The organism is Tropicimonas sp. S265A, assembly GCF_049800835.1.
In the GTDB taxonomy this organism is placed as follows: Bacteria; Pseudomonadota; Alphaproteobacteria; order Rhodobacterales; family Rhodobacteraceae; genus Dinoroseobacter.
On record NZ_JBNAFU010000005.1, the window covers coordinates 1 to 25,812 of the forward strand.

The 25,812-nt window shown below is 61.2% G+C and carries 29 protein-coding genes; 15 read left to right on the forward strand and 14 right to left on the reverse strand.

Features of this window, described 5'->3' with window-relative positions; genetic code table 11:
- The 3 genes from tuf to ACP15N_RS13010 form a co-directional block, all read right to left on the reverse strand.
- Nucleotides 1–965, reverse strand: a 965-nt coding sequence (tuf, locus tag ACP15N_RS13000) for an elongation factor Tu (RefSeq protein WP_425092737.1), incomplete at its 3' end; no start/stop codon positions are given.
- A 129-nt stretch (nt 966–1,094) separates the two neighbouring features.
- Nucleotides 1,095–1,760 carry a hypothetical protein gene (locus ACP15N_RS13005; protein ID WP_425092738.1) on the reverse strand — a complete coding sequence of 222 codons (666 nt, stop codon included), beginning with the start codon at nt 1,758–1,760 and terminating at the stop codon, nt 1,095–1,097.
- Nucleotides 1,761–1,801: 41 nt separating this feature from the next.
- Nucleotides 1,802–4,093 carry a DNA topoisomerase IV subunit A gene (locus tag ACP15N_RS13010; RefSeq protein WP_425092739.1) on the reverse strand — a complete coding sequence of 764 codons (2,292 nt, stop codon included), beginning with the start codon at nt 4,091–4,093 and terminating at the stop codon, nt 1,802–1,804.
- A 130-nt stretch (nt 4,094–4,223) separates the two neighbouring features.
- On the opposite strand from ACP15N_RS13010, the gene ACP15N_RS13015 reads away from it, so the two are divergent.
- From ACP15N_RS13015 to ACP15N_RS13035, 5 genes are all read left to right on the forward strand, one after another.
- Complete coding sequence (locus ACP15N_RS13015) at nt 4,224–5,057, forward strand: SDR family NAD(P)-dependent oxidoreductase (RefSeq protein ID WP_425092740.1); 834 nt, start codon at nt 4,224–4,226, stop codon at nt 5,055–5,057.
- An 85-nt stretch (nt 5,058–5,142) separates the two neighbouring features.
- Nucleotides 5,143–5,355, forward strand: coding sequence for a twin transmembrane helix small protein (locus ACP15N_RS13020; protein ID WP_425092741.1), 213 nt, complete (start codon nt 5,143–5,145; stop codon nt 5,353–5,355).
- A 2-nt stretch (nt 5,356–5,357) separates the two neighbouring features.
- On the forward strand, nt 5,358–5,930 hold the full coding sequence (locus tag ACP15N_RS13025; protein ID WP_425092742.1) for a cob(I)yrinic acid a,c-diamide adenosyltransferase: 573 nt from the start codon (nt 5,358–5,360) through the stop codon (nt 5,928–5,930).
- Between the two features lie 150 nt (nt 5,931–6,080).
- A complete protein-coding gene (locus ACP15N_RS13030; RefSeq protein WP_425092743.1) occupies nt 6,081–6,839 on the forward strand; it encodes an electron transfer flavoprotein subunit beta/FixA family protein in 759 nt (252 codons plus the stop codon).
- On the forward strand, nt 6,839–7,765 hold the full coding sequence (locus ACP15N_RS13035) for an electron transfer flavoprotein subunit alpha/FixB family protein (protein WP_425092744.1): 927 nt from the start codon (nt 6,839–6,841) through the stop codon (nt 7,763–7,765). Before ACP15N_RS13030 ends, ACP15N_RS13035 begins: the two co-directional genes overlap by 1 nt.
- Before the next feature lie 52 nt (nt 7,766–7,817).
- Here the strand turns inward: ACP15N_RS13035 and ACP15N_RS13040 are convergent, their stop codons facing one another.
- Nucleotides 7,818–8,672, reverse strand: a complete 855-nt coding sequence (locus ACP15N_RS13040) for a DUF6473 family protein (protein ID WP_425092745.1) — start codon at nt 8,670–8,672, stop codon at nt 7,818–7,820.
- A gap of 175 nt (nt 8,673–8,847) precedes the next feature.
- Here ACP15N_RS13040 and ACP15N_RS13045 point away from each other — a divergent pair, with 175 nt between their 5' ends.
- Together ACP15N_RS13045 and ACP15N_RS13050 are read left to right on the forward strand one after the other, a co-directional pair.
- Nucleotides 8,848–9,723, forward strand: a complete 876-nt coding sequence (locus tag ACP15N_RS13045) for a 3-hydroxybutyryl-CoA dehydrogenase (RefSeq protein ID WP_425092746.1) — start codon at nt 8,848–8,850, stop codon at nt 9,721–9,723.
- Nucleotides 9,720–10,112, forward strand: a complete 393-nt coding sequence (locus ACP15N_RS13050) for a nuclear transport factor 2 family protein (RefSeq protein WP_425092747.1) — start codon at nt 9,720–9,722, stop codon at nt 10,110–10,112. Before ACP15N_RS13045 ends, ACP15N_RS13050 begins: the two co-directional genes overlap by 4 nt.
- A gap of 61 nt (nt 10,113–10,173) precedes the next feature.
- Here the strand turns inward: ACP15N_RS13050 and ACP15N_RS13055 are convergent, their stop codons facing one another.
- The gene (locus ACP15N_RS13055; RefSeq protein WP_425092748.1) at nt 10,174–11,772 is read right to left on the reverse strand and encodes a phosphoenolpyruvate carboxykinase; all 1,599 of its coding nucleotides are present in this window, start codon (nt 11,770–11,772) and stop codon (nt 10,174–10,176) included.
- A gap of 366 nt (nt 11,773–12,138) precedes the next feature.
- Here ACP15N_RS13055 and ACP15N_RS13060 point away from each other — a divergent pair, with 366 nt between their 5' ends.
- From ACP15N_RS13060 to ACP15N_RS13090, 7 genes are all read left to right on the forward strand, one after another.
- Nucleotides 12,139–12,840: a response regulator transcription factor gene (locus tag ACP15N_RS13060; RefSeq protein WP_425092749.1), complete on the forward strand. Its 702-nt coding sequence runs from the start codon at nt 12,139–12,141 to the stop codon at nt 12,838–12,840.
- Nucleotides 12,837–14,555 (forward strand): sensor N-terminal transmembrane domain-containing protein, encoded by a 1,719-nt coding sequence (locus tag ACP15N_RS13065; protein ID WP_425092750.1) that lies wholly within the window; start codon nt 12,837–12,839, stop codon nt 14,553–14,555. Before ACP15N_RS13060 ends, ACP15N_RS13065 begins: the two co-directional genes overlap by 4 nt.
- A gap of 3 nt (nt 14,556–14,558) precedes the next feature.
- Nucleotides 14,559–15,008 (forward strand): HPr kinase/phosphorylase, encoded by a 450-nt coding sequence (locus tag ACP15N_RS13070; RefSeq protein WP_425092751.1) that lies wholly within the window; start codon nt 14,559–14,561, stop codon nt 15,006–15,008.
- A gap of 46 nt (nt 15,009–15,054) precedes the next feature.
- On the forward strand, nt 15,055–15,963 hold the full coding sequence (rapZ, locus tag ACP15N_RS13075) for an RNase adapter RapZ (RefSeq protein ID WP_425092975.1): 909 nt from the start codon (nt 15,055–15,057) through the stop codon (nt 15,961–15,963).
- An 8-nt stretch (nt 15,964–15,971) separates the two neighbouring features.
- Complete coding sequence (locus ACP15N_RS13080; protein WP_425092752.1) at nt 15,972–16,361, forward strand: PTS sugar transporter subunit IIA; 390 nt, start codon at nt 15,972–15,974, stop codon at nt 16,359–16,361.
- A gap of 13 nt (nt 16,362–16,374) precedes the next feature.
- On the forward strand, nt 16,375–16,644 hold the full coding sequence (locus ACP15N_RS13085; protein ID WP_425092753.1) for an HPr family phosphocarrier protein: 270 nt from the start codon (nt 16,375–16,377) through the stop codon (nt 16,642–16,644).
- 61 nt (nt 16,645–16,705) lie between these two features.
- Complete coding sequence (locus ACP15N_RS13090) at nt 16,706–17,563, forward strand: lysophospholipid acyltransferase family protein (RefSeq protein ID WP_425092754.1); 858 nt, start codon at nt 16,706–16,708, stop codon at nt 17,561–17,563.
- On the opposite strand, the gene ACP15N_RS13095 is transcribed toward ACP15N_RS13090, so the two are convergent.
- The gene (locus ACP15N_RS13095; RefSeq protein WP_425092755.1) at nt 17,556–18,320 is read right to left on the reverse strand and encodes a sulfite exporter TauE/SafE family protein; all 765 of its coding nucleotides are present in this window, start codon (nt 18,318–18,320) and stop codon (nt 17,556–17,558) included. The two genes, ACP15N_RS13090 and ACP15N_RS13095, sit on opposite strands and share 8 nt — an antisense overlap.
- A gap of 272 nt (nt 18,321–18,592) precedes the next feature.
- Between ACP15N_RS13095 and ACP15N_RS13100 the strand changes: the two genes are divergently transcribed.
- Nucleotides 18,593–20,287 (forward strand): acyl-CoA dehydrogenase family protein, encoded by a 1,695-nt coding sequence (locus ACP15N_RS13100; RefSeq protein WP_425092756.1) that lies wholly within the window; start codon nt 18,593–18,595, stop codon nt 20,285–20,287.
- 57 nt (nt 20,288–20,344) lie between these two features.
- On the opposite strand, the gene recO is transcribed toward ACP15N_RS13100, so the two are convergent.
- The 8 genes from recO to ACP15N_RS13140 all read right to left on the reverse strand — a co-directional run bounded on the left by recO (nt 20,345) and on the right by ACP15N_RS13140 (nt 25,807).
- Nucleotides 20,345–21,076, reverse strand: coding sequence for a DNA repair protein RecO (recO, locus tag ACP15N_RS13105; RefSeq protein ID WP_425092976.1), 732 nt, complete (start codon nt 21,074–21,076; stop codon nt 20,345–20,347).
- Nucleotides 21,077–21,140: 64 nt separating this feature from the next.
- Nucleotides 21,141–21,476, reverse strand: coding sequence for a DUF1491 family protein (locus tag ACP15N_RS13110; RefSeq protein ID WP_425092758.1), 336 nt, complete (start codon nt 21,474–21,476; stop codon nt 21,141–21,143).
- A 3-nt stretch (nt 21,477–21,479) separates the two neighbouring features.
- Nucleotides 21,480–22,400, reverse strand: a complete 921-nt coding sequence (gene era, locus ACP15N_RS13115) for a GTPase Era (RefSeq protein WP_425092759.1) — start codon at nt 22,398–22,400, stop codon at nt 21,480–21,482.
- Nucleotides 22,393–23,082 (reverse strand): ribonuclease III, encoded by a 690-nt coding sequence (gene rnc, locus ACP15N_RS13120; RefSeq protein WP_425092761.1) that lies wholly within the window; start codon nt 23,080–23,082, stop codon nt 22,393–22,395. Before rnc ends, era begins: the two co-directional genes overlap by 8 nt.
- Entirely contained in the window at nt 23,079–23,864 is a 786-nt protein-coding gene (gene lepB, locus ACP15N_RS13125; protein WP_425092762.1) for a signal peptidase I, read from the reverse strand. Before lepB ends, rnc begins: the two co-directional genes overlap by 4 nt.
- Nucleotides 23,865–23,921: 57 nt before the next feature.
- The gene (gene acpS / locus ACP15N_RS13130) at nt 23,922–24,341 is read right to left on the reverse strand and encodes a holo-ACP synthase (RefSeq protein ID WP_425092763.1); all 420 of its coding nucleotides are present in this window, start codon (nt 24,339–24,341) and stop codon (nt 23,922–23,924) included.
- Nucleotides 24,338–25,108, reverse strand: coding sequence for a pyridoxine 5'-phosphate synthase (locus ACP15N_RS13135; protein WP_425092764.1), 771 nt, complete (start codon nt 25,106–25,108; stop codon nt 24,338–24,340). Before ACP15N_RS13135 ends, acpS begins: the two co-directional genes overlap by 4 nt.
- A gap of 24 nt (nt 25,109–25,132) precedes the next feature.
- The gene (locus tag ACP15N_RS13140) at nt 25,133–25,807 is read right to left on the reverse strand and encodes a DUF2062 domain-containing protein (RefSeq protein ID WP_425092765.1); all 675 of its coding nucleotides are present in this window, start codon (nt 25,805–25,807) and stop codon (nt 25,133–25,135) included.
- Between the last annotated feature and the right edge of the window lie 5 nt (nt 25,808–25,812).

Sequence of the window (25,812 nt, forward strand, 5' to 3'; positions counted from 1 at the left end):
GCGAAGAACGGCGTGTGACGGCCCCCCTCTTCCTTGGTGAGGATGTACGCCTCGGCCTCGAACTTCGTGTGCGGGGTCACAGAGCCCGGCTTGCACAGGACCTGCCCGCGCTCAACGCCTTCGCGGTCCACACCACGCAGCAGCGCGCCGATGTTGTCGCCCGCCTCACCGCGGTCCAGCAGCTTGCGGAACATTTCCACACCCGTGCAGGTCGTCTTGGTGGTGTCGCGGATGCCGACGATCTCGATCTCATCACCCACGTTGATCACGCCACGCTCGACACGACCGGTCACAACCGTGCCGCGGCCCGAGATCGAGAACACATCCTCGATCGGCATCAGGAACGGCTGGTCCACCGCGCGCTCGGGCGTGTCGATATACTCGTCCACAGCCGCCATCAGCTCGGCGATCTTCTGCTCGCCGATCTCCGGATCACGCCCCTCGAGGGCGGCCAGCGCGGAGCCCGCGATGATCGGAATGTCGTCACCCGGGTACTCGTAGCTTTCCAGAAGCTCGCGGATCTCCATCTCGACGAGCTCCAGAAGCTCCTCGTCGTCGACCTGGTCGACCTTGTTCATGAAGACGACCATCTTCGGGATGCCAACCTGGCGGCCCAGCAGGATGTGCTCGCGCGTTTGCGGCATCGGGCCGTCCGCGGCGTTCACCACGAGGATCGCGCCGTCCATCTGCGCCGCACCGGTGATCATGTTCTTGACGTAGTCGGCGTGGCCGGGGCAGTCGACATGCGCGTAGTGACGGGCGTCCGTCTCGTACTCCACGTGCGCCGTCGAGATCGTGATCCCGCGCGCCTTCTCCTCAGGCGCGCCGTCAATCTCGTCATACGCCTTGAAGTCGCCAAACTGCTTCGTGATCGCCGCCGTAAGCGTCGTCTTGCCGTGGTCAACATGCCCAATCGTGCCGATGTTAACGTGCGGCTTGGTACGCTCAAACTTTTCCTTTGCCATGATCCAGGCGCCTTTGCTGTGGGGGTCCCTCCAGACCCGTTGGTGTAATCGCGGGCTAGCTACTGAGTGTCGCAGGAAAAATCAAGCACTCTTGCACAGGTTGTCGCAGCCGGATCACAGGCCCACGCATCAGCCCTGGTCAGGGCGTGGCGCAGGGCGGGTATCCTCCGGCCCGGGTACCGATATGCCTGCGGCGGCAAGCTCCTCGGCGCGCGACCGTTCGGTCTGGATTTCATCGAAAGGGATCCCGCCTTCGACCGGATCGTCGAACCATTCGGGACGGTTGTTCAACCAATCCTCGATCTCCTTCACGAGATTCTGGGAGATGTTTTCCAGTTGCTCGTCGGCCTCCATGGTCAGGCCGGAGCCGACAACCAGATCGGAGGAAAACGACTCCAGAACCACGATCTGCTTGGGTTCCTCGTTCATCTTGGCCTGCGCTGCATCGTCCCAAAGAGTGACGGAGGCGAAGAGCGCGGATTTGGGCGACGCGATCACCGGGATACCCGGCTCCGCAATGATGTATCCGTCGATACTGACCCCCAGGTGATAGCTTTTGCCGCCTTCGTAACGGCTGAACCGGCGGTCGATTTCGGCAGAAACCGCCTCTTCGATCTGCTCCGGCGTGGCATCGCGCGAGAAGGGCCCCTTGCGCGCGTTGTCCGCCACAACCACCGCGAAACCAAGCTCGAAATTGCCAAGATCGACCTTGTCGGTCAGTTCTGCATTGTTCGCACACCCGGCCAGTGTCAGCGCCGCAGTGGCGAGCATAACGCCTTGGATTGCCTGTTTCATTTGCCTGCCCTCGTAATGTTCCGCCTCAGGGTACTGCCCGTCTACGTAAATTTGTTGTCGCGCGGAAAGCCGCGGGGGGCCATCCGCCCGGCGCTGGCCCGTTTTCCTGTCCACTCCACCAGGTCGGGGTCCGAGACCGTGCGCGTGCGTCCGCCCGCATCGAGCCACTGCAAGCCGTCCGCCCGGGTGAACGTTGCCAGATCGGACAATCCGCCGTCCTTGTATTTCTGCAACCGAACGCCCTTGCCGCGGGTCATCTCGGGCAATTCATCCAGCCCGAAGATCAACACTTTGCGGTTCTCGCCGACCGTCGCGATCGTGTCGCCGGTCACGGGCTTGGCGCAAAGGGCTTTGTAGGGGCTTTTGACGTTCAGCACCTGCTTGCCGGCACGGGTCTGGGCCGCAACCTCGCCCTCGGGCACGATGAAGCCATCGCCCGCGTCCGAGGCCACTAGCAGCTTGCGTTCAGGATCGTGAAGAATGAGGTCCACAAGCTCCGCCTCGTTCGGAAGGTCCACCATCAGGCGCAGCGGCTCGCCCATGCCGCGCCCGCCCGGCAGGTTGGCGCAGGACAAGGTATAGAAGCGCCCATTGGAGCCAAACACCAGCACCTTGTCGGTGGTTTCCGCGTGGAAAATGAACCGTCCCTCGTCCCCGTCCTTGAACTTGAGCGCGGTATCGAGGGCAATGTGCCCCTTCATCGCGCGGATCCAGCCCATTTTCGAGCAAACGATCGTGATCGGCTCACGTTCGATCATGTCCTCAAGGCTGACCTCTGCCACCTCTGTTACCTGCGCGAAATCGGTGCGGCGTTTTCCGAAGGCGTGCCCTTTGCCGAAGTGTTTGCGGATGTCCTTCAACTCTTCCGCGATGCGGGCCCATTGCAGGCTTTCCTCGGCCAGCAAATCCTCAAGCTCGGCGCGTTCTTTCATCAATGCGTCGCGTTCGGAGACAAGCTCCATCTCTTCGAGGCGGCGCAGGCTGCGCAGGCGCATGTTGAGAATGGCTTCGACCTGAACTTCGCTGAGTTCCCCCTCGCCCGGGGCCGGCGACACATAATCGGCCTCGGACGTGGCGCGGACGAAGCTGCGCCCCCAATCCTCGCGCAACAGCGCGGATTTGGGGTCATCGTCATAACGGATGATATCGATCACGCGATCAAGGTTCAAAAACGCGATGATGAACCCTTCGAGGACTTCGAGCCGGTGGTCGATCTTGTCCAACCGGTGGCGTGCGCGGCGGCAGAGCACGTCTTGCCGGTGATCGAGGAAGGCGCGCAGCACCTCCTTGAGTGAACAGACCTTGGGCGTACGTCCGTCAATCAGAACGTTCATGTTGAGCGAGAAGCGCGTCTCCAGTTCGGACAACCGGAACAACTGCGCCATCAGGACATCTGCCTCGACATTCTTGGAACGCGGCTCCAACACAATGCGGACGTCATCAGCACTTTCGTCACGGATATCAGCCAGGATGGGCAGCTTCTTTGTCTGGATGATCTCGGCGATCTTCTCGATCAGCTTGGATTTCTGAACCTGATAGGGGATTTCGGTGACAACGATTTGCCATTGGCCGCGGCCCAGGTCCTCTGTCTGCCACCGGGCGCGCAACCGGAACGCTCCGCGCCCTGTGCGATAGGTTTGCGCCATGCTCTCGGGAGGCTCCACGATCACGCCGCCAGTCGGGAAATCCGGCCCCTGAATGTAGTTCAGCAGCGTATCGTCGCGGGCATCGGGCGTCTTGATCAGGTGCAGACAAGCGGCGATCAGTTCATCCAGGTTGTGGGGCGGGATGTTCGTCGCCATGCCCACCGCGATGCCGGACGACCCGTTTGCCAGCAGGTTCGGAAAAGCGGCAGGCAGAACTTCCGGCTCTTGCAGGGTTCCGTCGTAATTGTCTCGGAAATCGACTGAATTCTCGTTAAGACCTTCGAGCAGGGCCTCGGCGGCGGCGGTCAGGCGTGCCTCGGTGTAGCGAGAGGCGGCCGGGTTGTCCCCGTCGATATTACCGAAGTTCCCCTGACCATCGACGAGCGGATACCGGACGTTGAAATCCTGCGCCAGCCGGGCCATCGCGTCGTAGATCGCGGCGTCGCCATGGGGGTGATAGTTGCCCATCACATCGCCCGAGATTTTTGCTGATTTCCGGAAGCCGCCGGTAGAACTGAGCCGCAGTTCCCGCATCGCAAACAGGATACGGCGATGCACCGGTTTCAACCCGTCGCGCGCGTCGGGCAGCGCCCGGTGCATGATGGTGGACAGCGCATACTGCAGATACCGTTCGCCGATGGCGCGGCGAAGGGGTTCGGATGTCAGCGCCTGTTCTTTTTCGTCCATTTTGGGGTCGCCTGACGAACTGCTCGTATATGCTGTGTAGCGGGGCAGCGCGGATGCGTAAAGCGACGACGCGCGCGGAGACGAAAATAGCCGCTTGCCGCCGGGCGGGGCGCGCCCTAGCGTCCGCCGCATGAGCAAATCCGTTTTGATCACCGGCTGCTCGTCCGGCATCGGACTTGATGCGGCCCGCACGTTGCAGGACCGGGGCTGGCGGGTGTTTGCCTCCTGCAAGCAGCAGGCCGATTGCGATCGTCTGACGGCAGAGGGCTTCAACGCGCCCCGCATCGACTACACCGACTCCGCCAGCATCGAGAGCGGGCTGGCCGAGACGCTGGAGGCCACCGGCGGCACGCTGGACGTTTTGTTCAACAACGGGGCACATGCGATTCCGGGGGCGGTAGAAGACATACCGACCGACGCGCTCCGCGCCAATTTCGAGGCGAACTTCTTTGGCTGGCACGAACTGACGCGCCGGGTGATTCCGGTGATGCGCGCCCAGGGGGCCGGCCGGATCGTCCAATGTTCTTCGGTTCTGGGGTTTGTCACACTGCGTTGGCGCGGATCTTATGTTTCCACCAAGTTTGCGCTGGAAGGGCTGACCGACACTCTGCGGCTGGAGATGAAGGATACCGGGATAGAGGTTATTCTGATCGAGCCCGGCCCAATTACGACGCGCATCCGGCAAAACTCCATCCCACATTTCGAGCGTTGGATCGATTGGCGCGCCTCTCCACGCAAAGCGCAGTATGAGGGCAGCCTGATTGAGCGGCTCTACAAGGAAGAGGGCGGCCCAGACCCGTTCGAACTGCCGCCCGAGGCCGTGACGCGGAAACTGATCCACGCGCTTGAAGCGCCCCGACCAAGGCCGCGCTACTATGTGACCACGCCCACGTACATCATGGGGATTGCACGCAGGCTGCTGCCGACCCGCGCCCTCGACCGGCTTTTGCGCAAGGCGGGCTGAAAAAATCCATCCTCGCCTTCGCTTTTCCGAACGCGCGCCTTAGGTTGCGCCGGACCAGACACGACAGACGACCAAAGGACCTACCATGGTGAAAGATCCGCTCTTCCTTGTCATGGCGCTCGCAATGCTGGCGGTTGTGGCAATCCTGATGTTCGGCATTGGCGGATTTGCCAAGGGCGGGGATTTCAACAAGAAGTATGCCAACAAGGCGATGCGCTGGCGTATTTACGCGCAGTTTATCGCCGTGCTGTTGATCCTGCTGTTCGTGTTTGTCCGGCGACAGAGTGGTGAGGGATAGGCATGGTCGTTCTCAACAAGATTTATACGAAAACTGGCGACGCGGGCGAAACCGCTCTCGGCAACGGGGCGCGCGTGGCCAAGCATTCGATGCGGGTGACAGCCTACGGCACCGTGGATGAGACAAACGCGACGGTCGGACTGGCCCGGATGCATGCCTCTGGTGCGATGGATGACCGCCTCGCGATGATCCAGAATGACCTCTTCGATTTGGGCGCGGATCTGTGCCGGCCGGACATGGAGAAGGACGCCGAGTCCGAATACCCGCCCCTTCGCGTGACGGACGCGCAGGTGGCGCGTCTTGAGTCGGAGATCGACGAGATGAACGCGGCACTTGAACCATTGCGGTCGTTTATCCTGCCCGGCGGTTCTGCCCTGGCGGCGCATCTGCACCTGTGTCGCACCGTCTCCCGCCGGGCCGAGCGGCTGAGCGTGGAACTTGCGACCATGGAAGCGATCAACCCGGCGGCGGTGAAATACCTGAACCGGCTGAGTGACTGGTTTTTCGTTGCTTCGCGCATCGCCAATGACGATGGCAAGGCGGATGTGCTCTGGGTGCCGGGGGCAAATCGCTGATCCGCGAAACGAAGTCGAAAAACGCCGCGTCGGATGCGTCATTGCGGCGCTTTTCCTCTGTTGTCGCGCGCCTAGCTCAGGTATTGCAACACCGATGAATTCCCCGCGCTTCCCCGGAGAAGCGCCGACTTGATCAGGAGAGATGCGCAAATGAAGGTCCTGGTGCCTGTGAAACGCGTGATCGATTACAACGTGAAAGTTCGTGTCAAAGCGGATGGCAGCGGCGTCGATCTGGCCAACGTTAAAATGTCCATGAACCCGTTCGACGAGATTGCCGTCGAAGAGGCGATCCGGCTGAAGGAAAAAGGCGCGGTTGACGAGATTGTCGCGGTTTCGATCGGAGTGAAGCAAGCCCAGGAAACGCTGCGCACGGCTCTGGCCATGGGGGCTGACCGCGCGATCCTGATCGTCGCAGCCGACGATGTCCATCAGGACATCGAGCCGCTGGCCGTCGCAAAACTTCTGGCCAAAGTGGCCGAAGAAGAGCAACCCGGCCTGATCATCTGCGGCAAGCAGGCCATCGACAATGACATGAACGCCACGGGCCAGATGGTTGCGGCGTTGCTTGGCTGGTCGCAAGCCACGTTTGCCTCCGAAGTTGAGGTCGCAGGCGACACCGCCAAGGTCACGCGCGAAGTGGATGGCGGCTTGCAGACGATCGAAGTCAAGCTGCCAGCGATCGTCACGACCGACCTGCGCCTGAACGAGCCGCGCTATGCGTCGCTGCCCAACATCATGAAGGCGAAGAAAAAACCGCTGGATGAGAAGACCCCTGCGGATTACGGCGTGGACGTCGCGCCTCGCCTGCAAGTGGTCAGCACCGCCGAGCCCGAAGAACGCCAGGCCGGCATCAAGGTGGGCTCGGTCGAAGAGCTTGTGTCGAAACTCAAAGAAGTGGGGGCTGTGTAATGGCTGTTCTTCTTCTCGCCGAAGTCACGTCAGGCGCACTTGCCATGGACGCGACCGCAAAGGCGGTCACAGCGGCAAAAGCCCTGGGCGATGTGACGCTGCTATGCGCGGGCGCGTCCGCCAAGGAGGCCGCGGCCGAAGCCGCCACCATCGAAGGCGTGTCCAAAGTGCTGGTGGCCGAGGGCGACAGCCTTGGGCACCGTTTGGCTGAAACCACCGCAGACCTGATTGTTGGGCTCGCCGGCGACTATTCGCATATCTGCGCTCCGGCGACGACGGATGCCAAGAACATCATGCCGCGCGTCGCGGCCCTTTTGGATGTGATGGTCATCTCAGAAGTCGTGGCCGTGGTCGATGCAGACACGTTCCAGCGTCCAATCTATGCGGGCAACGCGATCCAGACCGTAAAATCCTCGGACGCGACAAAGGTCATCACCTTCCGCACATCGACCTTTGACGCAGCGCCGGTTGGCGGCTCTGCGCCGATCGAAGATGCGGCTGCGCCGGCCGCGTCCGGCCTGTCGAGCTGGATCGAGGACAAAGTGGCCGAAAGCGACCGGCCCGAACTCACGTCGGCTGGTATCGTGGTATCCGGCGGCCGTGCCTTGGGATCGGAAGAGCAGTTCTCGATCATCGAAGGATTGGCCGACAAGCTGGGTGCCGCTGTCGGTGCGTCGCGGGCGGCGGTCGACTCGGGCTATGCGCCGAACGACTGGCAGGTCGGGCAGACCGGCAAGGTCGTGGCCCCAGAGCTTTACATCGCGGTTGGGATTTCCGGCGCGATCCAGCACCTTGCAGGCATGAAAGACAGCAAGATCATCGTTGCGATCAATAAAGACGAAGAAGCGCCGATCTTCCAGGTTGCGGATTACGGGCTTGTCGCAGACCTGTTCGATGCGGTGCCGGAGTTGATGGAAAAGCTCTGACCAGAGCCTGATCTGATGCCAAAGGCCCGCCTTGAGCGGGCCTTTGCCGTGTCTAGCGCCGCCGACGTCGGGCGCGTGGAACGGCGTCATCTTTCGGCAGATGGCGAGCCAGCGCGTGCAAGACGCGCTCGCCCGCAAAGGCGACCTCGTGTGCTGTGGGCAATGCCTCTAGCTGCGCAAGCGCATCGTCCGGAAAGACCATGCCGGTGCGATCCTTCCGCAGGTCATGTCCGTCAATCACGACAAGGTCCGCGGCAGTTCCGGACAGACCACTGACCATTTGCTCATCCACGAATGGAATGCGCACCGTGGCGTCTTCGGCTTTCTGCGGCACGGGCCCGCCCCCCATCCAGAGCAAGATAACCGGGCCCGGCAGCGCGCGGACAAGCGCGTGCATCCGTTCCAGCCATTCCTGGCGCAGATCTTCGATGACCGTTTCAGTGCGCGCCGGTGCGACGGCCTGCATCAGCGTCAGCAAATGGCGCGTGAAGTGAACATCCGACAGATCGAGCTCCGGGAACACCCGCTTCATCAGCGGCGTCGCGGCAATCACCCGGTCATTGCGACGTGGATGGACACGGTAAAACCGGTTCGACAGGTTGTGTGCCCCGACCAGATCAATCACCGTCACGGTCGCGCGCGAAGCAACGCTGAGCATCTCGGGGCTGACCATGAAATCGACGCCGCCGTTCACCTGCCCCAGATTGACGGCAGGCATGGCGGAGCCCGCTTCGACCACGTCCGGCAGGGCACGGGGGACATATTTTCCGAACATGCCCGCACCACCGAGGCAGGCAATGAACGGTCCGTCCAGATCCCGCTTCGGCCCCCGAAAGGCCATCTTGATATCGTTATAATAGCACGGCGCATAACAGACTGCGTCCGCGCCATGATGCTGAAAGCTCATGGTCGCCCACCTTGTTTAAGACTCACCCATGACCAATTTCGGCCCAAAGCCTTGACGAAGCGCTAAGTCTCTATTTTGCCGAAACTTTTAATCGTGTCGCCGCCCGGCTTCGCGCCTTGCGCTTTGCAGCGGGCGTTGCGTAAACTCCAGCCGACAGATGGAAAGCGGGGCAAAGATGGACATCAAATCAGTGGGCGTGATCGGGGCCGGGCAAATGGGCAACGGGATCGCGCATGTGTTCGCCCTCTCCGGGTTCGATGTGCAGCTGACCGATGTCAGCCAGGATGCACTGGACCGCGCGATCGGCGTGATACGCAAGAACCTCGATCGTCAGGCCAGCCGCGGCAAGATTTCTGCTGAGGATGCGGAAGCCGCGATGGGACGGATCAAGACCACATTGACGCTGTCGGACCTCGGTCAGACTGATCTGGTTATCGAAGCGGCGACAGAACGGGAAACCGTCAAATCAGCCATTTTCGAGGATCTGCAACCGCATCTGAAGCCAGAGACAATCCTGACCTCCAACACATCCTCCATCTCGATCACGCGGCTGGCGAGCCGCACAGACAGACCGGAAAAGTTCATGGGGTTTCATTTCATGAATCCTGTGCCCGTGATGCAGTTGGTCGAGCTGATCCGGGGGATTGCAACGGATGAGCCGACTTATTCCGCCTTGCACGGCGTTGTCGAGAAGCTTGGCAAAACCGCCGCGAGTGCCGAAGATTTTCCGGCGTTCATCGTGAACCGCATCCTGATGCCGATGATCAACGAAGCCGTCTATACTCTGTACGAGGGCGTCGGCAACGTTCGGTCCATCGACGAGTCGATGAAACTTGGCGCAAACCACCCGATGGGTCCGCTGGAACTGGCAGATTTTATCGGACTGGACACGTGTCTGGCGATCATGAACGTGCTGCATGACGGGCTTGCGGACACCAAGTATCGGCCCTGCCCGCTTCTGACCAAATACGTCGAAGCAGGTTGGCTTGGGCGAAAATCCCAGCGCGGGTTCTATGACTACCGCGGCGAGACGCCTGTTCCGACACGATGACACCGGACGAGAAGATCGCGCAGGTCCACGCGTATTTCGCCGCTTTGACGGCAGGAGACACGTCGGCCATTGTCGCGCTGTTTGCGAAGAACGCGATGGTCCACTCGCCGTTTCTAGGAGAGGTCGCAGCGCCCGCGTTCTTTGCGAAGCTCGCAGCCGCTTCCAACGGGAGCAACCTGAAGGTTTTTGATGTTCTTCTGAACGCCGACGCTTCTTCGGCGGCGGGGCACTTCCGGTACGACTGGACTCTGGCCAGCGGCGATACCCTGAGCTTCGAGGGTGTCGATCTGTTTCATTTCGCGCCGGACGGCCGGTTTGCACGCATGGCGATCTATTACGACACGCATCCGCTGCGCGAAGAGGTCGGCGACAAGTACGCCAACGCCTGAGCCGAACGCAAAACCCCGGCCACAGAGACCGGGGTTTGGTTTGTTCCGCGAAAGCTGTGCGTCAGCCGATCGCGACGGCCTTTACGTCCTCGTCGATGTAGGGGACATATTGCGCGAAGTTTTCTGCGAACATCTCCACCAGTTTCTGGGCCTGCGCGTCGTAGGCAGCGGGGTCGTCCCATGTGCTGCGCGGGTCAAGCAGCTTGGCATCCACGCCATCGACCGTAACGGGCACGTCGAAGCCGAAGTTGGCGTCCTTGCGGAAAGTCGCGTCCGCCAGCGACCCGTCAAGGGCAGCGGTCAGAAGCGCGCGGGTTGCCTTGATCGGCATCCGCGATCCGGTGCCATACGCCCCACCGGTCCAACCGGTATTCACCAGCCAGCAGGTCGCGCCATGCTTGGCGATCTTTTCCTGCAACAGCTTGCCGTACGCCTCAGGCCGGCGCGGCATGAAGGGAGCCCCGAAGCAGGTCGAGAAGGTCGGCTGCGGCTCGGTCACGCCCCGCTCGGTTCCGGCAACCTTGGACGTAAACCCGGACAGGAAGTGGTACATCGCCTGCGCCGGGGTCAGGCGGGTGATCGGCGGCAGCACACCGAACGCATCGCATGTCAGCATGATGATGTTCTTGGGATGACCGCCAAGTGCCGTGTCCGACGCGTTGGAGATAAACTCCAGCGGATAAGCGCAGCGCATGTTCGCGGTCAGGCTGTCATCCTCGAAATCCAGTTCGAAGGTTTCGGGATCGAACACCATGTTTTCGATCACCGTGCCGAATTTCTCGGTCGTGGCGAAAATCTCCGGCTCCGCCTCGGCACTCAGGTTGATCGTCTTGGCGTAGCAACCGCCCTCGAAGTTGAAGGTGCCGCGATCCGACCAGCCATGCTCGTCATCGCCGATGAGCACGCGGTTCGGATCCGCCGACAAGGTGGTCTTGCCGGTGCCCGACAGTCCGAAGAAAACAGCGGTATCGACCGGGTTGCCAACGGCATGGTTGGCCGAACAGTGCATCGGCATGATGCCTTTTTCCGGCAATATGTAGTTCAGCAGCGTGAACACCGATTTCTTGTTCTCGCCCGCATACTCGGTACCGCCGATCAGGATCATCTTGCGATCGAAGTTCAACGCGATCACGGTGTCCGACCGGCAGCCATGCTTGGCTGGGTCGGCCTTGAAGCTGGGGCAGTTGATGATCGTGAAATCAGGCACGAAGCTGTCCAATTCCGCCCGCTCGGGTCGGCGCAGCAGGTGGCGGATAAACAGGCCGTGCCAGGCCAGTTCCGTGACCACGCGAACATCCAGTCGGTGCGCCGGGTCAGCGCCGCCAAACAGATCCTGCACGAAGTAATCCTTGCCCTTCATGTGGGACAACATGTCGGCATACAGCGCATCGAAGCCTTCGGGCGACATTTCTGCGTTGTTTTCCCACCATATGCTGTCCGCAACGCTGTCCGTGCGCACGACGTGCTTGTCCTTCGGCGACCGGCCGGTGTACTTGCCAGTTGTCACGAGGAACGCGCCACCTTTGCCCAAGGTGCCTTCGTCGCGCTTGAGGGCGGCCTCGATCAGCGCAGGTTCGATGAGGTTGTAATGCACCTCGCCCAGCCCGCTAATTCCTTGATCTTCAAGCGTATGTGTCGGGTTAACCCGTCCAATTGCCATACCTAGAGCTCCTGCTTCGTAACGCGCCGCTGCCGCGACCGGGACCCGAAATTCCTGCGAACGGCCAAGTTCCGCAGTGCGCCGTCTGACGCGTAGGGCGGCCTATAACACGCAGCTTAGCCGAAGGAACAGGACTGTTCCGCGCAGTTAGCGCAACCAAGTTTGCGTTAGCGCAACCAGCGGGGGCAATAAGGCCCGGAAGCCGCAACAATACCACAAATTTAGCACTTTCTTATCCGATTTGTCGTGTTTTCAGGATGCCAGAGGGGCCGAATTAAGAGAATTGAGTTGATTCTCAGGGCCCGAGGACTCATTGTTCTGCCATAAAAATAACTGGCAGGCCGCAGCAGTATAAGGAATTCGCCCATGTCGCGGATCGCGTTGGTCGATGACGACCGGAATATCCTGACTTCCGTTTCCATCACGCTGGAGGCTGAAGGTTTCGAGGTTGAGACTTACAACGACGGCCAGTCGGCGCTGGATGCTTTCAGCCGCCGGATGCCTGAGCTTGGGGTTTTTGACATCAAGATGCCCCGGATGGATGGCATGGACCTGCTCCAGCGGGTGCGCCAGAAATCGAAGATGCCCGTTATTTTCCTGACATCGAAGGATGACGAGATCGACGAGGTCCTCGGCCTTCGCATGGGCGCTGACGACTACGTCAAGAAACCGTTCTCGCAACGCCTGCTGGTCGAGCGGATCCGGGCACTTCTACGTCGCCAGGAAGCCATTGCCAGCACCGAGGCCGGTGAGGTCGATGAAAGCAAGGTGCTGACCCGCGGCAACCTCAGCATGGACCCACTGCGCCACGCTGTGACCTGGAAAGGCAAGGACGTGGCCCTGACAGTCACGGAATTCCTGCTGCTTCAGGCGCTCGCGCAGCGCCCTGGCTTTGTAAAAAGCCGTGACCAACTGATGGATGTGGCGTATGATGACCAAGTTTATGTAGACGACCGTACGATCGATAGCCACATCAAGCGCCTGCGCAAGAAGATGCGGTCTGTGGACGACACGTTCACGGCAATCGAAACTCTGTACGGCATTGGGTACAAGTATAACGAAGAATGAATTTGGCGACTGAGTCTGAGCCATCAAGAAAACGTCGCTCCAAGCCACCTGATGTGGAGCTTGGGGAGGATTGGGTCGACAGCGTAGCAGCGCGTGATCCGGATCTGCAAAGCGCCCGCAAGTCAAAGCGGGTGCTTTCCATTAACAGTTCCCCGCTTGCGCGGAAGATCATCACCTTCAACCTCATGGCGCTCGTTGTTCTGGTTGCGGGCGTTCTGTACCTGAACCCGTTCCGGGACAGTCTGGTGTTTCAGCGCGAACAGGGGTTGGTGTTCGAGGCCCATCTGATCGCGGATGTGCTCGAAGCGGTGTCGGAGGATAGGTCCCAAAACAAGACGCTGGCCGAGTTGGACGTGCCGCGGCTTGTCGCCAACCTGGATCTTGCACCCTCCCTCGAGTTGTTCGTTTTTGACGCAAACGGCGAAACGCTGGCACGCGCTGAAGGTGCCCGACGTTCCGAATGGGCAGCCTCTACGCAGGCGGACAGGCCGCGCCCCACGATCATCACGGACAGTCTGAACGCAGTGTGGGAGGGGATCGCCAAGCTTGTCGGGCGCGAGACGTTGCCCGTTCTGATGTCCGGAGAACAACAGGCGCGCAGCTTGTTCGACGGCGCGATGACAGGTGTGACGTCGATCGAAAACTCCATAAATCCGGCAGGAAATCAGATCTTCGCTGTCGGCACTCCGATCCTGATCGACGGCGAGGTTGTCGGCGTTGTGGCCCTGACCACGGCCTCGGGCGAGATCGACACGCTTGTCCAGCGCGAGCGGGAACAGTTCCTGCAAATGTTCATCGTCGCCCTGCTAGTCTCGATCGGGTTGAGTCTTGTTCTGGCGGGCACCATCGCCAACCCGCTGTCCGACCTTGCCGCCGCTGCTGAACTGGGGCGCGATCGGAACGCCCGCAAGATGAGCCCGGGCCGTGTCCGTATTCCGGACCTGACAGGCCGACCGGACGAAATCGGGCGGTTGTCGGGGGCGCTGCGTGGGATGGTTTCAGCGCTCTACGACCGAATTGATGCCAACGAGCAATTCGCGGCGGACGTCGCGCACGAAATCAAGAACCCTCTCGCCTCGCTGCGGTCTGCGACCGGCACGCTCCGTATGGCAAAACGCGAAGACCAGCGCGCCAAGCTGCTGGACGTGATCGACCATGATGTGCGCCGCCTGGACCGGCTCGTTTCCGATATCTCCAACGCATCCCGCCTCGACAGCGAACTGGTCAAGGAGGAAGAGGAGGCGTTCGATCTGATCAAGATGCTGCGCAACCTCACCGACTATCATACCGAAGAGGCCGCCAGCCAAGGCATCGATTTCATCGCCGACATGCCCAATACGCCAGTGATCGTGCAAGGGCTGGAACCGCGCCTGGCGCAGGTGTTCGTGAACCTTTTGGGCAATGCGATTTCGTTCTGCGAGAAAGGTGATGCCGTGCGCCTTTGGGCGCGACAGCGCGACAACCGCGTGCTCGTCGTTGTCGAAGATACGGGTCCCGGCATTCCGGAAGAGGCGCTGACAAAGATTTTCACGCGCTTCTATTCCGAGCGCCCCGAGCGCCAGTTCGGCAATCATTCCGGGCTCGGCCTCGCCATCTCGAAACAAATCATCGAGGCGCATGGCGGCGTGATCTGGGCGGAGAACATTCGCCCCACGGTCATGGACCCGACCTCGGAACCGCTCGGCGCTCGTTTCGTGGTTGGCCTGCCACTCTGACCCATGACCGCGTCCGACGGCCATATCCCAAAGCCGACGCAGCAAATCATTCACGCGACCTCCGTTGCAGTAAACGGCTGTGCAGCGTTGTTGACCGGTGCGGCCGGCAGCGGGAAATCCACGCTCGGCCTTCAGTTGGTCGCGCTTGGCGCCGGTCTGATCTGTGACGACCGCACCCGCATCTTGCGAGAACACGGGCAGATTATGGCCAGCGCGGCCCCCAACATCGCCGGTTTGATCGAGGCGCGCGGGGTCGGCATCCTGCGCGCGGACGCAGCACCGGCGGCCCCCGTTGCGCTGGTGGTGGACCTGGACCGGCCTGAAATCGACCGGCTGCCAGAGGCGCATGTCGTGTCAATTCTTGGCGTGGACCTGCCTTGCCTTCACAAAATAGAGGGGCCGCATTTTCCCGCCGCCATCCTGCAATATCTAAAACACGGGTTGGCGGAATGACCGCGAAACGCCGAAGGACCTGAGCATGCCGCCCAATGACATCAGTATGCCGCCCCCAACGGACCGCGCGCGCGACAAGCGCGTGGGGCTGGTGCTTGTCACCGGACCCTCGGGCGCCGGGCGTACAACCGCCATCCGCGGGTTGGAGGATATGGGGTTCGAGGCGATCGACAATATCCCCCTGTCGCTCGTACCCCGTCTGCTCGATGGGTCTCCATTGACCCGCCCGATCGCGCTGGGTCTGGATGTACGCACCCGGGATTTCAGCGTTGCCGGTCTGCTTGATCTGCTGGACGACCTGCGCGATAGCGAGAAGGTCAAGGCGGAATTGATCTACCTGGACTGTCAGGACGACAAGCTGCTCAGGCGGTTCTCGGAAACACGCCGACGTCATCCGCTTGCACCGGCCGAAAGCCCGATCGACGGCATTCGACGGGAGGCAAACGTTCTGGGGCCGGTCCGGATGCGGGCCGATATGCTGATCGATACCTCGGAAATGAGTCCCCATGACCTGCGCGCGGAACTGGCGCGCTGGTTTGGCAGTGCGGATCAAACCCGTCTTGCAGTTTCGGTTCAGTCTTTCTCCTACAAGCGTGGGGTCCCACGCAGTGCGGACATGGTCTTTGATGTCAGGTTCCTGCAAAACCCCTATTGGGAGGCGGATTTGCGCGCACTGGATGGCCGCTCGGACGCGGTTGCGGCTTACGTGATGGCGGACCCTCGTTTCAGCGCGTTCTACGATCACATCCTGTCGCTGACCCGGTTGTTGCTTCCGGCTTACACGGCGGAAGGAAAATCCCACCTGTCAATTGCCTTTGGCTGTACCGGGGGGCAGCATCGCAGTGTCACATTGACCGAAAAGCTGGCGGCAGCCCTTGCTGCGGACGGCTGGGGGGTGTCTATACGACATCGGGAACTTGAAAGCCGGGGCGCAAGCGGCAAGGACCGCGTGTAGGAGGCCAATTGATCGGGATTGTCATCGTCGCGCATGGCGGACTTGCACGGGAATACCTGTCAGCGGTCGAGCATGTGGTTGGCAAGCAGGCGGCGGTTCGCGCGATCGCAATTGCCGATGATTGTGATCGCGAGGCGAAACAGGCCGAGATTTGCGCCGCGGCGGATGACGTCGATCAGGGCCAGGGCGTTGTGGTTGTCACGGACATGTTCGGCGGATCCCCATCGAACTTGAGCCTGCGGGCCTGCACACCGCAAAACCGCCAAATCGTTTACGGGGCCAACCTGCCGTTGCTGATCAAACTGGCAAAATCGCGTCAAGAACCCCTGGCCGATGCAGTTAGGGTTTCTCTGGAAGCGGGTCGCAAGTATATAAACAGCTTTGACGGAACGGTCTGAGAAGGGAGATCAGATGATCCGCCAGGAACTGATGATTGTGAACGAAAAGGGTCTTCACGCGCGAGCCTCGGCAAAATTCGTCGAGTGCGTTGAAGCCTATGACGCCAGCGCGGAGGTCGAGAAAGACGGCCTGTCGGCGTCGGGTGACTCGATCATGGGGTTATTGATGCTGGCCGCGAGCAAGGGCACGTCAATACAAGTCGAGACCAAGGGACCTGCAGCCCAGCAATTGGCAGCAGCCCTTGAATCGTTGGTTGCAAACCGCTTCGGCGAGGACTTCTAGCGCAGGCGCGCAAGAGACTGATCCGCATGTTGCGGTTCAGATCAGGAACAAGGGAGCCTCCGTGACCGACAGTATCGCTCAGAGCGTCAGCGCGCCCGAGGCAGAGCCCTATGACGGGCGCAACCTGTCGTATGCCCGAACGTTCACGGACCCACGCGCCGCCGCCATTATCCGCAGCATCGAGATGCTCACTGGGAAGTTGCGCCTCCTCAGGTTGATTCGCATCTTCGAGCGGCAAGGCGTCCCGCACGGTCAGGCCTTCTGGCGCCAGGCTCTGGATATCATGGGCATCGAGCTGACCACGCCGAAAGACCAGATCGCCCGCATACCAGCCTCGGGCCCGACAATCATCGTCGCCAACCATCCGCACGGGTTGGTGGATGGCATGATCATGGCAGATCTGATCGGGCGCGTGCGGACCGACTACAAGATCCTGACCCGGTCGCTTCTGACGGATGTCGACGAGGTCCGGGAGTTCATGATCCCGGTGCCGTTCCCGCACGAAGCCGATGCGTTGAAGAAGAACCTCGAAATGCGCAAGCAGGCCATGGCCCATCTGGCCGGAGGGGGCTGTGTCGTCGTGTTCCCCTCGGGTGTGGTGGCAGCCTCAGAGACGATGTTCGGGCCAGCGATCGAGCGTGAATGGAACCCGTTCACCGCCAAAATGATCCAGCGCAGCGGTGCCAAGGTCGTGCCAGTGCACTTCCCCGGACAGAACTCGCGCTGGTACCAGATCGCCAACCAGATCTCCCCGGTACTGCGGCAGGGTTTGCTGATCTACGAGGTGGTCCATGCGTTGAATAAGCCGCAGGCTCCGGTGGTGGGCACGCAGATATCCGACGCTGACATCGCCAAGTGGAAAGACAACCCGCGCGGGTTCATGGAATGGCTGCGCGAGCGGACCCTCGCGCTTACATAAGTGATCGCCGGATCAGGTTGAGCCCCGCAACCAGAAGCAACACCATGGTCGCCTGGCGAAACCGCGCTTGGTCCATCTTGTCTTGCAACCAGAACCCGACCGCCATGCCGATGGCCGCAGGGACAAGCAACGCGGCCGAGAACTGGAGCGAGATGCCTGTCAGTACGCCAGTGCGCAAGTGCGTGATCAGAAACGCGACGCTGCCCATCCCGTACAGAAGACCTTGCGCGCGGACCTGTTCGGCTTTTGGCGTGTCCAAAGCCGTCAGATACGCCACGATGGGCGGTCCCCATATGCCGCTGAAGCCTCCGAAGAAACCTGCCACGATGCCCGTACCCACCTCGGCACGACGATGATGGCGAGGCGCGACACGCAGCCGCCATCCAAGCAACTGACTGGCTGCGTAGAAGGTAATGGGCACCCCGATCATCGCCGACAACAATGCCTCGGGCAGGGCCACGACCAACTGCCCTGACAAGAATATGAACACCAAAACGATGCTCAGCAGGCGCCAGTACTTCTGCGTTGCGCGCCAAAGCGCGCCCACCCCACCGCGCAGCGCCTGCCATACGTTCATGACCAGCGTTGGCAGGATCAGACCCGCAAGCGCGATCGGCACTGGCAAGACTGCGGAAAGGCCAGACATCATTACGAGTGGCATCGCAAAACCTACGGCGCCCTTCACGATGCCTGCAAAGACGGCGACGAACAGAAGAAACAGCAACGTGCCTTCGGACACGGACAACAGTATTTCCATGGCAAGCTCCCTGCCTAGCGCTTATCCCCGGGCTGTGGGAACCGCAAGTCGCACCGATTCGAGGCGGGTACACTGCACCGCAGCATTTGGAGCCGCTCCGATCGGACGCATGGCGTGGACCTTTGAAAGGTGCAATTTGGTGTTGCCTAAGACCCTATTCGCCCTAGCGGCGGGTTATAATCCTTCGCAAATTGCCGCGTGCGCGAATTTTTCTTGCGCTGCGGTTGCAAAGACCCTATCCCGGTCGAGATCACGACAACTGGAGACGTAGAATGCCCCATGATGGACAGGACATTGCCCTGACAGAGGCCCAGACGACGGTCCTCCCCGACCTGCTTGAGTTGACCGGTGCGGCTGTTGCCCCGGCGGAAAAGATTTTGGAAATCGCCGTCGCGAAGCTTAAGGATCGCTTCACGATTGACGGCCGGATTTCGGGCGCTGCGCTTGAGGCGGACCAGACGGCGGCGCATGGCCTCGCCTGGCTTGCAACGTATGTCGAATCCCTGCGTCAGATGCAAAAATGGGCCGAGCGCCTCAACGAGGATGGAAAGTTCGGCGAGGTCGAGAAGCTGATCCACCAGATCGCGTTCGGGGAGTACCTCTGGCAGATTTACGGTGGCATTCCCATGAACCAGGGCGAGATCGTACGCCTTCAGGATCTGGGCCTGAGCCAGGAAGACCAGAGTGTTCTGATGGACAATGCGGTCATGACACTGACCCAAACGGCAAACACACTCGCAGCCCGCACGCGTCTGGTCGAGTTGATGCAGGAGCGGTCTGCTGAAATCACCGTTGGCGCGACCGGTCTTGACGAAGAACTTGAGATGATCCGGGAGCAGTTCCGCCGCTATACGGTCGATCGCGTTCTGCCCGACGCCCACGAATGGCACCTGAAAGACGAACTGATCCCGATGGAGATCATCGAGGAACTCGCGGAGATGGGTGTATTCGGCCTGACGATCCCCGAGGAATTCGGCGGGCTGGGATTGTCCAAAGCCTCCATGTGTGTGGTTTCCGAGGAGTTGTCGCGCGGCTATATCGGCGTCGGTTCGCTCGGCACGCGGTCCGAGATTGCTGCGGAGCTGGTGATCGCTGGCGGCACGCAGGAGCAGAAGGAAAAATGGCTCCCGGGTCTGGCCTCGGGCGAAATTCTGCCCACTGCCGTTTTCACCGAACCCAATACCGGCTCCGACCTCGGCGCATTGCGCACGAAAGCGGTAAAGGACGAAAACGGTGACTGGATCATCAACGGCAACAAGACATGGATCACCCACGCTGCGCGCACCCATGTAATGACTGTTCTGGCGCGGACGATTCCGGACACCGACAACTACAAAGGGCTGTCGATGTTCCTGGCCGAGAAGACGCCCGGCACCGACGAGCAGCCATGGCAGGATCCGGGCATTTCCGGCGGCGAGATCGAGGTTCTCGGCTATCGCGGGATGAAGGAATACACCGTCAACTTCGACGACTTCAAAGTGAAGGGCGAAAACCTGCTGGGTCAGGAAGAGGGTAAGGGCTTCAAGCAATTGATGGAGACCTTCGAATCTGCCCGCATCCAGACCGCGGCCCGCGCGATCGGCGTCGCCCAGTCGGCGCTGGATGTCGGGATGCAATATGCCGAAGACCGCAAGCAATTCGGCAAGTCGCTGATCGCGTTCCCGCGCGTATCCAGCAAGCTGGCGATGATGGCGGTCGAGATCATGATTGCGCGGCAGCTGACCTATTTCTCCGCGTGGGAGAAGGACCACGGCCAACGCTGCGATGTGGAGGCCGGTATGGCCAAGCTGTTGGGCGCGCGGGTGGCCTGGGCTGCGGCCGACAACGCGCTGCAGATTCACGGCGGCAATGGCTTTGCGTTGGAGTATGCGGTCAGCCGTATCCTGTGTGACGCGCGCATCCTGAACATCTTTGAAGGTGCGGGCGAAATTCAGGCCCAGGTGATTGCGCGACGCTTGCTGGGCTAACAGAAGCATACTTGATGACGAAAGCCCCGTGCAGCGCGCGGGGCTTTTTCGTAGGCATCACGCCTGCGCCCGCCGGGACAGCAGATCGACAAAGCGTGCACGGGCTTCGGGCAAAGGCCGATCCCCAAGAGCCGGTGCAAGCTTGCGGGTCAGAAAGTGACCGGTCGTGGTCAAGCCGTCGCGCACGCCGGCCAAGTCTGCGGGTCCGCCCAGCATCACCTGTGGCAGTGGCAGCAAGCGGTCCGCCCAGGCACCAGCCCCCTGACGACTGACCGCGCGCCCCGACTTCGGACTGATGAAACTCAAATCCTCGTTCACGCCGCGCACGGCACAGGCCGAAAGGTCAAGGCCGAACCCCATTTCGGCCAGCAGGGCCAGTTCCCAATCCAGATAGGCGGGCAACCAGCCGACTCCGTCGGCCAGTGCGTCGAGCAGCGCCTCGGTCTGCGCATAAAGATCCGCGTAGGGTGCACGTTCGGGCAGCACGAAGCCCGTCAGAACTAGAACCGAGGTCATCGCCGCCAGCGACAAGCGGTCCGACATCACGCTCGCTGCGCGCCCTTTGACAGGCTCAACCGTAAAAGCGCCCAGATGATCGTCCAAACGCGCCTTCCACGTCAGATCGAGTTGTGCGCCCGGTTGCAGGACAGGCGTCAACTTGCGCGATGCGCCCCCTCGGACAACGCCGCGATGGCGACCATGCTCGCGCGTGAAAACATCGAGGATGGCCGAGGTCTCACCATGCGGGCGGACCGATAGCAAAATACCCTCTTCGCGCCACTGGATCACGCGTGCCTCGCTTGTTTCTTGCACGACCAGTCTTGCCGAAGGCTTGCGCGCCCGGCAAGCGGCGCTAGCCGTCGAGACCCGGTGCATCCAGCAAATGGCGCCCGGCGCGATCTTCAACCGCAACGATCCAGAGGTCCGGGTCGCGCGCCCGCGCCCGCTGAAGTGCTGCATCCACCTCGGCCTCCGGACCTTCGACCAGAACCTCCCAGGATCGGGTGTCACGCAGGATGTCATACCGCCGCTCGTATGCGCAGGCCCGTCCGTCCAACGTGCATTGTTTCACGATCACCGCGCCCGCGGTGGCATCCCCTCGCGCCTCGACATAAACTGCAATTCCTTCGATCTGACAGCGCATCATGTAGGCCTGCACCCAAAGGCCAGACGCCAGCCGCGCCGTCATGGCTCAGGACGACCCGTCACGAAAATCGAGACCCATCTCCTCGAACCGCTCTTTTTCTTCGAGCCAGTTCGGGCGGACCTTGACCTGAAGGAACAGGTGCACGGGACGCCCCAGAAATTCGGCAAGCTCTTCGCGGGCCGCGACCGAGACACCTTTGATCGTCTCGCCCTTGTTGCCCAGAACGATGCCCTTATGGCCATCGCGGGCGACGTAGATAAGCTGGTCAATGCGGACGGACCCGTCTTTGCGGTCGTCCCATTTCTCGGTTTCCACCGTAAGCTGGTAAGGCAATTCCTGATGCAGCCGCAGGGTCAGTTTCTCGCGTGTCACCTCGGCGGCCAGCATGCGCATTGGGATGTCGGCGATCTGGTCCTCGGGGTAGAGCCATGGACCTTCAGGCAGTGTTTCTGCAAGCCACCCGCGCAGGTCGTCGACACCGTAACCTTTTTCGGCAGAGATCATGAACGTCTGCGCGAATGGATAGGCTTCGTTGAGGCTGGATGACAATTCTAACAGAACTTCGGACTTCACTCGATCGATCTTGTTGATGGCAAGCGCCACCGTTTGTTTCGGCGAGGTGCGTTCCGAAAGGGCGTCCAGAATGGCGCGCACACCATCGGTGATGCCCCGATGCGCCTCAACCAGCAACACCACGATGTCGGCATCCGCTGCTCCGCCCCATGCGGCTGCAACCATCGCGCGATCCAGACGACGTCGTGGGCGAAAGAGACCGGGCGTGTCGACGAACACCAACTGCGCATCCCCTTCTATCGCGACACCGCGGATGCGGGCTCGCGTGGTCTGCACCTTGTGCGTCACGATCGACACCTTGGCGCCGACCATGGCGTTGGTCAGCGTAGACTTGCCGGCATTGGGTTCGCCGATCAACGCAACGAACCCGGCTTTGGTCTGCCGTTCAGGCATCGCTTTTCTCCAGTTGTTCGAGCAGCGCGCTTGCAGCGGCCTGCTCTGCCTGGCGCTTGCTGCCCGCGCAGGCCTGTGCCTTGGCCCCCGTTTCAAGCTCAGCGGCTATTGTGAACTCCGGCGCATGATCCGGACCGGACCGCGAAAGCTCCACATAGCGCGGGGGCGTCATCCCGCGAGCTTGCGCCCACTCCTGCAAGGCGGTCTTCGCGTCCCGGGCATCGGCCTCGACCCGGTGAATGCGGTCACCCCACAGTCGCAAGACAACGTCCTTTGCGGCCTCGAAACCACCGTCGCGATAGACCGCCGCGATCACGGCTTCCACCGCATCGCCGAGGGCTGCATCCTTGCGCCGTCCACCGGTTTTCATTTCGGACCGGCCGAGGCGCAATACGTCGCCCAGACCAATCTCGCGCGCGACGCTGGCGCAGGTTTCCTTGCGCACGAGCGCGTTGAACCTCGGGGCGAGGCTGCCTTCGGGGGCGTCCAAATCGGCTTCGAGCAGGGCCTCGGCCATGACCAGCCCCAAAACGCGATCGCCCAGAAATTCCAATCGCTGATTGTCGGACCGCACGCCGGAACTGCGGGACGGATGGGTGACCGCGCGTATCAGAAGGTCGGGCTCGGAAAACGCATACCCCAACTTCGCGGAAAACGCGGAGAGTTCCGATGACAGCTTCAATCCAGAGCCTTGAAGAAACGGTCGCCGCGCCAGGTCCAGAAATAGACCATGCGCTTGCCGGCGGACGAGAAGATGACCCGGTCTGCCCGACCGATCAGATTTTCGAAGGGGACGAACCCGACGCCGCCTACAGCTTGCGAGTATCGGCTGTCCTGACTGTTGTCCCGGTTGTCACCAACAAAAAAGAAATGGCCCTGCGGAACCGTGAACACCGGCGTGTCATCGCCAAAGCTGCTCTCGATGTTGAGGACGGAGTGGCTGACACCGCCGGGCAGTGTTTCGGTGAAGCGTTCCTTTTCGCATATACCACCTTCGCCCACCGGTGCGTTGCTGCACCGTGGATAATGGCCGATCGGACCCTGCCGGGCGAACACCTCCTCGAAGGTGCCAGCGGGCTCCAGTGGAACGGGCTCTCCGTTCAAGATCATGCGCCCGCCCTGGAACTGAACCGTATCGCCCGGCAGCCCGACAACACGTTTGATGAAGTCCGATCCGTTCACCGGATGGCGAAAAACCACGATGTCACCGCGCTCGGGCTCGGACCCGAGAATTCGGCCCGGAATAGGGCAGATGGAGAACGGGCACGAAACCTGCGCGTATCCGTAGGCCATCTTGTTCACAAACAGGAAGTCCCCAACCAGCAACGTATCTTTCATTGAGCCGGACGGGATCCAGAAAGGTTGGAAGAACAAGGTGCGAAAGATACCCGCGATCAAGAGAGCATAGACCACCGTCTTGACCGTTTCGACCAGTCCGCTCTCTACTTTTTCGGTGGTTGCCATGCCTGGGATCCTGCCTGCCGTTTTGCCCCCGCTTCATGGTCCCCGCGCGGGGGGGAGTCAAGGAAGCGTGCGGGTGACTTGCTTGGGATGCGCGTGAATGACCACAAACGCCTGTGCCCATGGATGGTCATCGGTCAGAGAGACATGGATCACCGCTTCGTGCCCTGGCGGGGTCAGCTGTTCCAGGCGTGCTTTCGCCCAGCCAGTGACATGCATGATCGGCTGGCCGGTGTGCAAATTGCTGACCGCCATGTCCTTCCACGCGATGCCCATGCGCAACCCCGTTCCGAGCGCTTTGGAGCAGGCCTCCTTCGCGGCCCACCGTTTTGCATAGGTGGCCGGCGCGTTGGCGCGATTCTCCGCACGGGTTTGTTCACGTTCGGTAAAGACACGGTTTCGAAACCTGTCGCCAAACCTCGCGAGCGTGCCTTCGATCCGCTCGATGTTCGCCAGATCCGTACCGATCCCGATGATCATGCCGCTTCCGTGACGCGGGCCGCATCCATACGGCGGCGCATTTCAGCCATCGCGTCCGGGAGGCCCCTGAAAATCGCCTCGCCCATCAGAAAGTGGCCAATATTCAGTTCCACCACTTCCCGAAGCGCTGCGACCGGCGCGACCGATCCATAGCTCAGACCGTGTCCGGCATGAACCTCCAGACCCAGCGCGTGTGCCTGCGCCGCGGCTTCGGCAATTCGGGCAAGTTCTGCATCACGCGCCTTGAAGTCACCCGCGTCATGGTGGTCGCAATAGGCTCCGGTGTGCAGTTCCACGACAGCAGCGCCCACGCGTGCGGAGGCTTCGATCTGCTCGGGAACCGCCGCCACGAACAGCGACACGCGCGCGCCGGCTTCGGCCAAGGGGCCGACAAAATCGCTCAGTCGGTTCTGGTCTTTTGAAACTTCGAGTCCGCCTTCGGTGGTCCGCTCCTCGCGCCGCTCGGGAACAATGCACACGGCGTGCGGCTTGTGCCGCAGCGCGATGGCCTGCATTTCATCCGTGGCGGCCATTTCAAAGTTCAGCGGGATGTGCAGCGCCGCCATCAGGCGTTCGATGTCGTCGTCCCGGATATGGCGGCGGTCTTCGCGCAGATGCGCCGTAATTCCGTCCGCGCCCGCGGATTGCGCAAGCACAGCGGCACGGACCGGGTCGGGCACGCCCCCCCCGCGCGCGTTTCGGACCGTGGCAACGTGGTCGATGTTTACCCCCAGCCGCAATGGGCCCAGGAAATCGGTGATACTCATGGCATAACCCTCCAGAGCCGCAAGTTAGGGCGCGCGGCCCGCTTCGTCAGCCCCCGGAATAGGTTTTGGCTTCGCATCGGCTTGCGCGCGCAGCGCTTCGAGTTTCTTCTTCAGCCGCCCGCGCCGCCGTTTCTGGTACGCCTGCAACACCGGAAGGCTCAAATAGTAGCAAATCGTGGCGGCAACCAGACCAGGCAGGATTCCCCCGACGAGATAGGGAAAGAAAACCTCGTTATTGAATCGTGACAGGTTGGACCAGTCAGCGGTTGCGTCCGTAAAGAGCGCGTGGAAATTGTACCAGAGGTCCGCCATGGCGTCGTTGAACTTGCCGACCAGCGACTGATCCACATTCTCATCGAACTCGGTTCCGAGAATATAGTGCCCGACCTTCAGGCAGATCACGCCGATCGGGATATAAGTCAGCGGATTGCCAATGAAGGTCCCAAAGAGCGCCGCGAACATATTGCCGCCCATGGCCCGGGCAATAAGCGCCGCGATGACAAAGTGCAGACCATAAAACGGTGTGAAGGCGGTGAAAACGCCCGCAAAAATGCCCCGTGCGATCCGATGCGGCGCGTCCGGCAGCCGTTGAACCCGATGTTTGATGTAATAGGCCGCACGCCCCCAGCCACCCCGGGGCCAAAGGCTCTCCAGTGCGATCTTCCAGATCGGACGTTTATCACGGCGCTTGAATACCAAGCGGG

Bases quoted from the DNA above. Each gene is read 5' to 3' on its own strand.
- ACP15N_RS13070 (WP_425092751.1), top strand. From the start codon at position 14,559: ATGACCGCGTCCGACGGCCATATCCCAAAGCCGACGCAGCAAATCATT.
- ACP15N_RS13065 (WP_425092750.1), top strand. From the start codon at position 12,837: ATGAATTTGGCGACTGAGTCTGAGCCATCAAGAAAACGTCGCTCCAAG.
- ACP15N_RS13040 (WP_425092745.1), bottom strand. From the start codon at position 8,672: ATGAGCTTTCAGCATCATGGCGCGGACGCAGTCTGTTATGCGCCGTGC.
- ACP15N_RS13135 (WP_425092764.1), bottom strand. From the start codon at position 25,108: ATGAGTATCACCGATTTCCTGGGCCCATTGCGGCTGGGGGTAAACATC.
- ACP15N_RS13085 (WP_425092753.1), top strand. From the start codon at position 16,375: ATGATCCGCCAGGAACTGATGATTGTGAACGAAAAGGGTCTTCACGCG.
- acpS (WP_425092763.1), bottom strand. From the start codon at position 24,341: ATGATCATCGGGATCGGTACGGATCTGGCGAACATCGAGCGGATCGAA.
- ACP15N_RS13020 (WP_425092741.1), top strand. From the start codon at position 5,143: ATGGTGAAAGATCCGCTCTTCCTTGTCATGGCGCTCGCAATGCTGGCG.
- ACP15N_RS13100 (WP_425092756.1), top strand. From the start codon at position 18,593: ATGCCCCATGATGGACAGGACATTGCCCTGACAGAGGCCCAGACGACG.
- ACP15N_RS13010 (WP_425092739.1), bottom strand. From the start codon at position 4,093: ATGGACGAAAAAGAACAGGCGCTGACATCCGAACCCCTTCGCCGCGCC.
- rapZ (WP_425092975.1), top strand. From the start codon at position 15,055: ATGCCGCCCCCAACGGACCGCGCGCGCGACAAGCGCGTGGGGCTGGTG.
- ACP15N_RS13005 (WP_425092738.1), bottom strand. From the start codon at position 1,760: ATGAAACAGGCAATCCAAGGCGTTATGCTCGCCACTGCGGCGCTGACA.
- lepB (WP_425092762.1), bottom strand. From the start codon at position 23,864: ATGGCAACCACCGAAAAAGTAGAGAGCGGACTGGTCGAAACGGTCAAG.
- ACP15N_RS13110 (WP_425092758.1), bottom strand. From the start codon at position 21,476: ATGACGGCGCGGCTGGCGTCTGGCCTTTGGGTGCAGGCCTACATGATG.
- ACP15N_RS13055 (WP_425092748.1), bottom strand. From the start codon at position 11,772: ATGGCAATTGGACGGGTTAACCCGACACATACGCTTGAAGATCAAGGA.
- ACP15N_RS13045 (WP_425092746.1), top strand. From the start codon at position 8,848: ATGGACATCAAATCAGTGGGCGTGATCGGGGCCGGGCAAATGGGCAAC.
- ACP15N_RS13025 (WP_425092742.1), top strand. From the start codon at position 5,358: ATGGTCGTTCTCAACAAGATTTATACGAAAACTGGCGACGCGGGCGAA.
- ACP15N_RS13015 (WP_425092740.1), top strand. From the start codon at position 4,224: ATGAGCAAATCCGTTTTGATCACCGGCTGCTCGTCCGGCATCGGACTT.
- ACP15N_RS13095 (WP_425092755.1), bottom strand. From the start codon at position 18,320: ATGGAAATACTGTTGTCCGTGTCCGAAGGCACGTTGCTGTTTCTTCTG.
- ACP15N_RS13060 (WP_425092749.1), top strand. From the start codon at position 12,139: ATGTCGCGGATCGCGTTGGTCGATGACGACCGGAATATCCTGACTTCC.
- ACP15N_RS13030 (WP_425092743.1), top strand. From the start codon at position 6,081: ATGAAGGTCCTGGTGCCTGTGAAACGCGTGATCGATTACAACGTGAAA.
- ACP15N_RS13050 (WP_425092747.1), top strand. From the start codon at position 9,720: ATGACACCGGACGAGAAGATCGCGCAGGTCCACGCGTATTTCGCCGCT.
- ACP15N_RS13035 (WP_425092744.1), top strand. From the start codon at position 6,839: ATGGCTGTTCTTCTTCTCGCCGAAGTCACGTCAGGCGCACTTGCCATG.
- era (WP_425092759.1), bottom strand. From the start codon at position 22,400: ATGCCTGAACGGCAGACCAAAGCCGGGTTCGTTGCGTTGATCGGCGAA.